Origin of the sequence: Tropicibacter alexandrii, from assembly GCF_003667315.2 — a bacterium.
GTDB classification, from domain to species: Bacteria; Pseudomonadota; Alphaproteobacteria; order Rhodobacterales; family Rhodobacteraceae; genus Tropicibacter; species Tropicibacter alexandrii.
In genome coordinates, this window is sequence record NZ_RCTZ02000072.1 from 1 (window position 1) to 305 (window position 305).

A 305-nucleotide genomic window follows, 5' to 3' on the forward strand; every position below is an offset into this window, starting at 1 on the left:
TTCGGTGACTTCAAGGCGTATGACCAGATCGACGGCGCGCCCGAAGAGAAGGCCCGCGGCATCACCATCTCGACCGCGCACGTGGAATACGAGACCGAGAACCGCCACTACGCCCACGTCGACTGCCCCGGCCACGCCGACTACGTCAAGAACATGATCACCGGTGCCGCCCAGATGGACGGCGCGATCCTGGTGGTGAACGCGGCTGACGGCCCGATGCCGCAGACCCGCGAGCACATCCTGCTGGGCCGCCAGGTGGGCATCCCCGCCATGGTCGTGTTCATGAACAAGGTCGACCAGGTCGA

General features: G+C 65.6%; 1 protein-coding gene. It reads left to right on the forward strand.

All coding sequences use genetic code 11. The features are described 5' to 3' along the window. The coding region (locus tag D8Z78_RS24405; RefSeq protein ID WP_240672266.1) for a GTP-binding protein at window positions 1–305 on the forward strand (305 nt) is incomplete at both ends.